At 47.1% G+C, this 7,191-nt stretch carries 7 protein-coding genes; 3 read left to right on the forward strand and 4 right to left on the reverse strand.

What is annotated here, in order from left to right:
- Positions 1-88: 88 nt before the first annotated feature.
- The 4 genes from jag to rpmH all read right to left on the reverse strand — a co-directional run bounded on the left by jag (position 89) and on the right by rpmH (position 2,405).
- Positions 89-808 carry an RNA-binding cell elongation regulator Jag/EloR gene (jag, locus tag DCC85_RS22785; protein WP_108467633.1) on the reverse strand — a complete coding sequence of 240 codons (720 nt, stop codon included), beginning with the start codon at positions 806-808 and terminating at the stop codon, positions 89-91.
- Positions 805-1,683 carry a YidC/Oxa1 family membrane protein insertase gene (locus tag DCC85_RS22790; protein ID WP_108467634.1) on the reverse strand — a complete coding sequence of 293 codons (879 nt, stop codon included), beginning with the start codon at positions 1,681-1,683 and terminating at the stop codon, positions 805-807. The genes jag and DCC85_RS22790 overlap by 4 nt, the downstream gene beginning before the upstream one ends.
- A 74-nt stretch (positions 1,684-1,757) precedes the next feature.
- The gene (gene rnpA / locus DCC85_RS22795) at positions 1,758-2,108 is read right to left on the reverse strand and encodes a ribonuclease P protein component (protein ID WP_108467635.1); all 351 of its coding nucleotides are present in this window, start codon (positions 2,106-2,108) and stop codon (positions 1,758-1,760) included.
- Positions 2,109-2,270: 162 nt separating this feature from the next.
- Complete coding sequence (rpmH, locus tag DCC85_RS22800) at positions 2,271-2,405, reverse strand: 50S ribosomal protein L34 (RefSeq protein WP_019914530.1); 135 nt, start codon at positions 2,403-2,405, stop codon at positions 2,271-2,273.
- 408 nt (positions 2,406-2,813) lie between these two features.
- On the opposite strand from rpmH, the gene DCC85_RS22805 reads away from it, so the two are divergent.
- From DCC85_RS22805 to gntK, 3 genes are all read left to right on the forward strand, one after another.
- Entirely contained in the window at positions 2,814-3,491 is a 678-nt protein-coding gene (locus DCC85_RS22805; protein WP_108467636.1) for a GntR family transcriptional regulator, read from the forward strand.
- Positions 3,492-3,654: 163 nt separating this feature from the next.
- Positions 3,655-5,016, forward strand: coding sequence for a GntT/GntP/DsdX family permease (locus DCC85_RS22810; RefSeq protein ID WP_108467637.1), 1,362 nt, complete (start codon positions 3,655-3,657; stop codon positions 5,014-5,016).
- A 105-nt stretch (positions 5,017-5,121) separates the two neighbouring features.
- Positions 5,122-6,666 carry a gluconokinase gene (gntK, locus tag DCC85_RS22815; protein ID WP_108467638.1) on the forward strand — a complete coding sequence of 515 codons (1,545 nt, stop codon included), beginning with the start codon at positions 5,122-5,124 and terminating at the stop codon, positions 6,664-6,666.
- Positions 6,667-7,191: the final 525 nt, after the last annotated feature.

The following is a 7,191-nucleotide window of genomic DNA, read 5'->3' on the forward strand; positions in this document are numbered from 1 at the left end:
TCTCTCACCTCTCCTCTCTATTGTTTCTAATAAATAAAAAACAATGACGTCCGCCATAAGGGCAGCACGCCATTGTATCTCTGATGTGTTACTTCGCCTTCAGGGTAATGACGACTCGCCGGTTCGGTTCATCGCCTTTACTGTACGTTTTGACTTCAGGGTGATTTTGCAGTTTGGAGTGAATCACCTTTCGCTCCAAAGCTGGCATCGGTTCAAGTGAAACCTCTTTGTGGGTTCGAACCACCCGATTGGCCAAGCGCTCAGCCAGCTCCTCTAGCGTCTTCTTGCGGCGTGCCCGAAAGTTCTCGGCATCCAGTACCAGCCTAACGAAGCTGTCTGAGTAACGATTCGCTACAATGTTAGCCAAGTACTGCAGAGCATCCAACGTCTGCCCTCTACGGCCAATCAGAAGACCAAGATTTGAGCCGGAGATATTCAGAACAGCTCCATCTCTTCCGCGCTTAATATCCACTTCCACCTGAAGGTCCATACTTTCGCCGACTTCACGAAGGAATGACGCCGCCGCTTCATAAGGGCTTGGCCCATCCGCCTTGCTGTCCACTTGCTCAGCGGCTTCAGCTACAGGCTTGGGTGCAGGCCTTAACTCCTCGGACGGCACTGATACAGGAGGTTCTTGGACCAGCGTAAGTTCCACTTTCGCTGCCCGAACTCCAATCAGTCCCAGGAATCCTTTTGACGGCTGCTGGAGCACATTCACGGCAACTTGTTCCTCGGTCGCACCGAGCTTGGCCAATCCTTGTCTAACAGCTTCTTCAATGGTTTTTCCCGACGTCACTACTTTGTTCATTTCGACTTTTTGGCCTCCTTAGCGCTCCGATTCGGAGTGCCGGCTTTTAAATTGGAACCTCCACGTTTGGACTTGCCTTTACCGCTTCCCTCATCAGGTCCGCTGTCAACAACAATGTTACTAGGCTTACGGTAAAGGAAGTAGTTCTGCACAATGGTATACAGGTTACTGTAGATCCAGTAAAGCGGAAGTGCAGACGGGAAGTTATATGCCATAAAGAAAATCAACACAGGATAAATGAACATCATGAACTGCATTGGACCCGCCACACTGGACGGATTCATGCTGGACATCATCTTAGTTTGGACGAATGTCGTAATCGCTGCCACGATTGGCAGAATAAACAAGTGGTCCGGTTTACCCAACTGCAACCACAGGAAAGTATGATCCCGGATCGCAGAGTTATGGATAATAGAGTTATACAAGGCAATGAACACCGGCATCTGAATCAACAGCGGGAAACAGCCAGCCATCGGATTGACTTTGTTCTCCTGGAACAGCTTCATCGTCTCTTGCTGCTGTTGCTGAGGATTGTCCTTGTACTTCTCTTTAATCTTTTGCAGTTGCGGCTGAATAGCCTGCATAGCCTTCGAACTCTTTACTTGCTTCAGTGTTAACGGTAAAATAAGCGTTCGTACAATTAACACCATGATAAGAATAGCAAGTCCATATTCACCATTGAACCATTTGGCGAAGGTATCGAGCGCTAAGGAGAACCAGTAGACGACGTTGGCATTCCAGAAGCCGCCATTCCTAAGATCCTCGGTGGTTGTAGCAGATTGCGCGCTTGTCCCGCAGCCTGCAAGAACAGCCATAAGCCCGATAGCAAGAATAAGCAGTATCCATCTGCTTCGGTTAGTCTTCATTCGAGACACTTCAAAACCCCTCTCTTAACCTATCCATCAGCCTAAATCATACCATATTTAAAGGGACAAAGAAAACAGGCTATTCACACCCGCGAGCCCTTGAGCAGCGAGGCTTTGCGCAGCGCATGAAGCACACTCTTCTCCAGCTCCCGATATTCCATATCTACAGCGCCTTTGCGCACAATGAAGATGATGTCAACATGATCGATCAGTTTCTCCTTATGCTGGCGAACAATCTCCTTAATCAGACGACGCATCCGGTTGCGGACAACAGCATTTCCAACTTTCTTGCTTACGGATACGCCGAGCCGGAACCGCTCAACCTCATGCTTGGTAGACCAATATACCACCAACTGCCGGTTTGCAAATGATTTTCCAAATCGATATACCCGGCCGAAATCGGCACGATTTCGTAAACGTAGTTTCTTATGCACGGCGATCTCCTTGACTTACCCGAACCACAAATGCGGAACAGTTGATAATTACCTTAATATATAGTCGGTTAGTTCTGCCGGTAAATATGCAGCACATCGCCCCCCGGGCATAGGCCACATACGAAAAAAAGACCACCGTAGTGGTCTTTACGCAGGCACGTATTACGCACTGAGTACTTTTCTGCCTTTAAGACGACGAGCTGCCAGCACCTTACGGCCGTTTTTCGTGCTCATTCTTTTACGGAAACCATGAACCTTTTTACGCTTGCTCACATTTGGTTTGAAAGTAGGTCTCATTTATTGCACCCCCTAACAGGAATTCTCTTCTTCTTCCTAGTTCTAACCGCAGAAAAAGCCTTTATACATTTAACCACGAAATCGAGTTAAAGTCAACTTGGCCCCGTGATTCTTTTTCTGGATTTATCCACAATATTTAGCCAGAAATACAGCAGAAAAACAGTTATGCACATGTGTATAACTCATTAAAATAGCAATTATACATATTTGTACAGAGTTATCAATATAAAATAAATTGTAATGCGCTTTCAAATTTGTATTTACAGTGAACATATTTAGAGTTAAAATGAGTACATTCTAACTTGTATACAAGTACACAGATTGAAGGAGTGATATTCTAGAAACACCACGTTCCTTTTCATGGTATGATCGTTATACGAATTAACATGGATTGGAGAGTTAATGAAGATGCAATATCCCGCTTCATGGCTGCAAGGTGTATCACTAGGTGAATCCATTGCCAGCGAGCTTCGTCTGCAAATTATAAAGGGATCTATTGAGCCAGGCCAAATTCTGTCCGAGAATCGGATTGCTGCTGACTTCGGTACCAGCCGATCGCCCGTTCGGGAAGCGCTTAAAGTGCTGTCAGCCGAAGGACTGATCCGTTTAGAACGGATGGGAGCTGTAGTGCTCGGTCTCAGCTTGAAGGATATCGAGGAATTATACGATGTCCGCTATTTAATTGAAGGTTTTGCTCAAGCAAGTCTAGCCGGCTCTAATCAAGAGGGCCTCATTGCTCAATTGAAGAAGATCACGGATAAGATGCAGCTAGCCGCAAAGCATAATGATCCTGAGGAGTTCTCTTTGCAGGACTTAACCTTTCATGAGACGATCATTCATGAAGCAAATCACTCTCGCATTCTGCATTTATGGAACGGCATTCGTCATATTGTCATGGCTGTGCTGCTGATCACCACAGAAGAAATATTCACCAAGGGCGAAGCACATCTGGAGATGGTTATCGGTAAACATCTTCGTCTGATCGAAGGGCTTGAATCCAGAGACAAAGAGCGGATACAGCAAGAGGTTAACGCTTATTTCACCGATTCCCGCCATACGCTTCAGCGCAGCCTTCCTCCATTATAAAGGAGGGCCAGAGAGGCTATCCTCTCACTGCGCACAAAGTTGTCGACAAGTATACAACAAATGAATTTGGAACCCGCAGCCCATACTAATGCTGCTATGTTTACCGGTTGTTTGTAAGCGCTGCATTTAATTTGCTATCACTTCTTAGAGGGGGTTTACTTCTATGCAATCCTTATTTGGCCTAAGTCATCAAACGACACTGCTAATTTGGACGCTGTTCACTATTGCCTTTCTAATTATTCTGATCTCCAAATATAAATGGAATCCTTTTGTTACTCTGCTCATCTCGGCACTCATGCTTGGTCTGCTGGCAGGAATGAAACCGGCGGACGCTATCTCTTCCGTAACTGGCGGGCTTGGCGGTACACTTGGAACAATCGCCATCGTTATCGGGCTCGGCACGATCCTGGGTAAGATGATGGCTGAATCAGGCGGCGCGGAGCGAATTGCCAATACGATGATCGAGAAATTTGGAGAACGCCGCGTTCACTGGGCCATGATGATTGTCGGATTTGTGGTAGGTATTCCGGTCTTTTTTGAAGTCGGCGTCATTCTGCTGATTCCAATTGTCTTTACCGTAGCCCGTAAAACCAAAATGTCATTGCTGCAAATTGGGATTCCGGTCTTGGCGGGTCTTTCCACTGTTCACGGACTTGTACCGCCCCATCCGGCTCCAATGATTGCTATCGATGCTTATAATGCTAATTTAGGTAAGACCCTTCTATACTCACTTATCATCGGTCTTCCGACGGCAATCCTTGCCGGTCCTGTCTTCGGCAAGTTTATTGGTAAGCGGATTCAAGTCACACCGCCAGAGAACCTTGCCAAGCAATTCGGGTCCAAACAAGGTGAAGACCTTCCTGGCTTCGGCATCACTTTGCTTACCATTCTGATGCCTGTTATTCTTATGCTGATCGGTTCGGTTGCAGATATCCTCGATCCAGATGCAACTAGCAGCTTTACGGTGTTCTGTGAATTTATCGGCCATGAAGTCATTGCCCTTCTGATTTCTGTAGTCTTCGCCTTCTTCACCCTTGGCTTCGGCCGTGGCTTCAGCAAGGAGCAGGTGTCCAAGTTCGCGAGCGAGTGCTTGGCGCCAACCGCTACAATTATTCTGATCATCGGAGGCGGCGGTGCGTTCAAGCAGGTGCTGATTAACAGCGGCGTCGGCGCAGCTATTGCCGACTTAGCAACCCATGCGCATATCAATGTCATTCTGTTTGCCTGGTTCGTAGCTGCTCTGATCCGTGTAGCTACCGGCTCCGCAACCGTAGCTATGACTACAGCGGCTGGCATCGTAGCTCCTGTACTCGCCCTAACCCCTGGAGCTAATGTCGAGTTGGTTGTGCTGGCAACAGGTGCAGGCTCGATCGTATTGTCCCATGTAAATGATGCAGGCTTCTGGATGGTTAAGGAGTTCTTTAACATGTCCGTACCTCAGACACTCAAATCCTGGACCGTCATGGAGACCCTCTTGTCCGTCGTTGGATTGGTGCTGATTCTTGTCCTAAGTGCATTTGTTTAATTCATTGATTACCAAGAGACGATTAACCCTTAGGCTAGGGCTAATCGTCTCTTGTTTAACCATACTATTATATAGAGATAAAAAAGCTGGAGAGAAGGTCTTAATATGTCGAAACAGAAAAATTATATGATTGGTGTAGATATCGGAACCACCAGCACGAAAGCAGTGTTGTTTGAAGAAGACGGCACGATTGTTGCTAAAGGCGGGGAGGAATATCCTCTATTCACCCCCACTCCGTCCATTGCGGAGCAGGATCCTGATCAAATTTTCATGGCAGTCTTAAGCTCTGTAAAACAAATTATGAATCAAAGCGGCATTGATCCGGCACAAGTCATGTTTGTTTCCTTCAGCTCTGCGATGCACAGCGTAGTACCTGTCGATGCAAATGGCGTACCTTTAATGAGAGGAATGACCTGGGCTGATAACCGGAGTGCCGAATGGACAGAGCGCCTCAAAATTGAAATGGGCGGTCACGAAATCTACCTAAGAACGGGAACCCCCATTCATCCTATGTCTCCGCTGACAAAGCTGCTGTGGATGAACCGGGAGGAGCCCGAGCTGTTCGCAGCAGCACACAAATTTATTTCTATAAAAGAGTACATTTTCTTCAAATTATTCGGGGAATATGTCATTGATCATTCCATGGCATCATGTACGGGCCTCATGAATCTTGAGCGCCTGGAATGGGACGAGGAGGCACTGCGCATCGCCGGGGTAACTCCGGATCGCCTGTCCCGCCTTGTACCTACAACAGAGCAAATGCAAGGCTTAAGCCCGGTCTATGCTGACCAAATGGGACTTCGCGTAGATACTCCGTTCATTCTTGGGGCCAGCGATGGTGTCTTGTCCAATCTTGGCGTTAATGCCACCGAGCCCGGGGTTGTTGCCGTTACAATAGGTACCAGTGGCGCGATTCGCACGGTGGTTGATCGGCCAATCACGGATCCGAAGGGACGTATCTTCTGCTACGCTCTGACGGAGAAGCATTGGGTTATCGGCGGGCCAGTGAACAACGGCGGTGTTATATTCCGCTGGGCAAGGGATGAGTTTGCCGCCGCAGAGGTAGAGACAGCAAAGCGTCTAGGAATCAGCCCTTACGATGTATTGACCAAAATCGTGGAACGGGTGCGGCCAGGTGCAGACGGCCTGATTTTCCACCCCTATCTTGCGGGCGAAAGAGCTCCTCTGTGGAACTCTAATGCACGGGGTTCCTTCTTCGGCTTAACGCTCAATCACCAAAAGGAGCATATGATCCGTGCGGTGCTCGAAGGGGTTATATACAACCTCTATACGGTACTGCTTGCCATGGAGGAACAGATCGGACAGCCTAAGCGCATCCTCGCTACAGGCGGCTTTGCCCGCTCCCCACTCTGGAGACAAATGATGGCCGATATCTTCGATCAGCAGGTCATCATCCCAGAGAGCTTTGAGAGCTCCTGTCTAGGTGCAGTTGTTCTCGGTCTGTATGCAACCGGAAGAGTGGAGTCTCTGGACGTAGTAGCCGATATGGTCGGTGCTACGCATGAGCATACCCCCGTTAAGGAGCATGCGGCTGTGTACAAGGAGCTGCTGCCGATCTTCATCCGCCTGTCTCGCAAGCTGGAAGAGGAATATGAGATGATCGCCAAATTCCAGCGCAAACTGGATTAGAAGCCGTTCTCTCAGATAACGAGCTTTCATTAATCACAGTTCAAAAGCCTGCAAACTTAAAGTTTGCAGGCTTTTTGTATTTTTACGTATGCCGTTCTATAGAGAGGCTCACACTAGCATCAGTGGATAACTTTTCGCGAAAAAAGGGTTCTGTTCTGACAACCTGTGCACAATTTTATAAGAGTTTTTTCGGCTTCTGTCGAAATTTAAACAAATTATAAACAATATGTAGTGGTGTGCGTTATTTTTATGCACAAGTTATTGAATTTGTGGATAAAAACCGTGAATTCATTGAAATGTAAGAGTTCTTTTGCTATGATTATATTGCTTTTCGGTGTGAATATCTTTCTTTTCCTCCGCATTTATCAACAGCCTGTGGATAAAAATGTGAACAATTTTCTTTTATCCTCTTTCACTATATTACCGCCTTGCTGACTATTGGGGATAAAATTCCCCTTTATTTATGTTTTTTCGACGTTTTTATGGCTCAAGCCACAATTGGAGTTTTAAAAGGAGTGACAGTCT

Source organism: Paenibacillus sp. CAA11, assembly GCF_003060825.1.
Classification (GTDB): Bacteria; Bacillota; Bacilli; order Paenibacillales; family Paenibacillaceae; genus Fontibacillus.

What these genes read in the sequence shown, in the direction of transcription:
- DCC85_RS22805 (WP_108467636.1), top strand. Translation starts at nt 2,814, where the DNA reads ATGCAATATCCCGCTTCATGGCTGCAAGGTGTATCACTAGGTGAATCC.
- DCC85_RS22810 (WP_108467637.1), top strand. Translation starts at nt 3,655, where the DNA reads ATGCAATCCTTATTTGGCCTAAGTCATCAAACGACACTGCTAATTTGG.
- gntK (WP_108467638.1), top strand. Translation starts at nt 5,122, where the DNA reads ATGTCGAAACAGAAAAATTATATGATTGGTGTAGATATCGGAACCACC.
- rpmH (WP_019914530.1), bottom strand. Translation starts at nt 2,405, where the DNA reads ATGAGACCTACTTTCAAACCAAATGTGAGCAAGCGTAAAAAGGTTCAT.
- jag (WP_108467633.1), bottom strand. Translation starts at nt 808, where the DNA reads ATGAACAAAGTAGTGACGTCGGGAAAAACCATTGAAGAAGCTGTTAGA.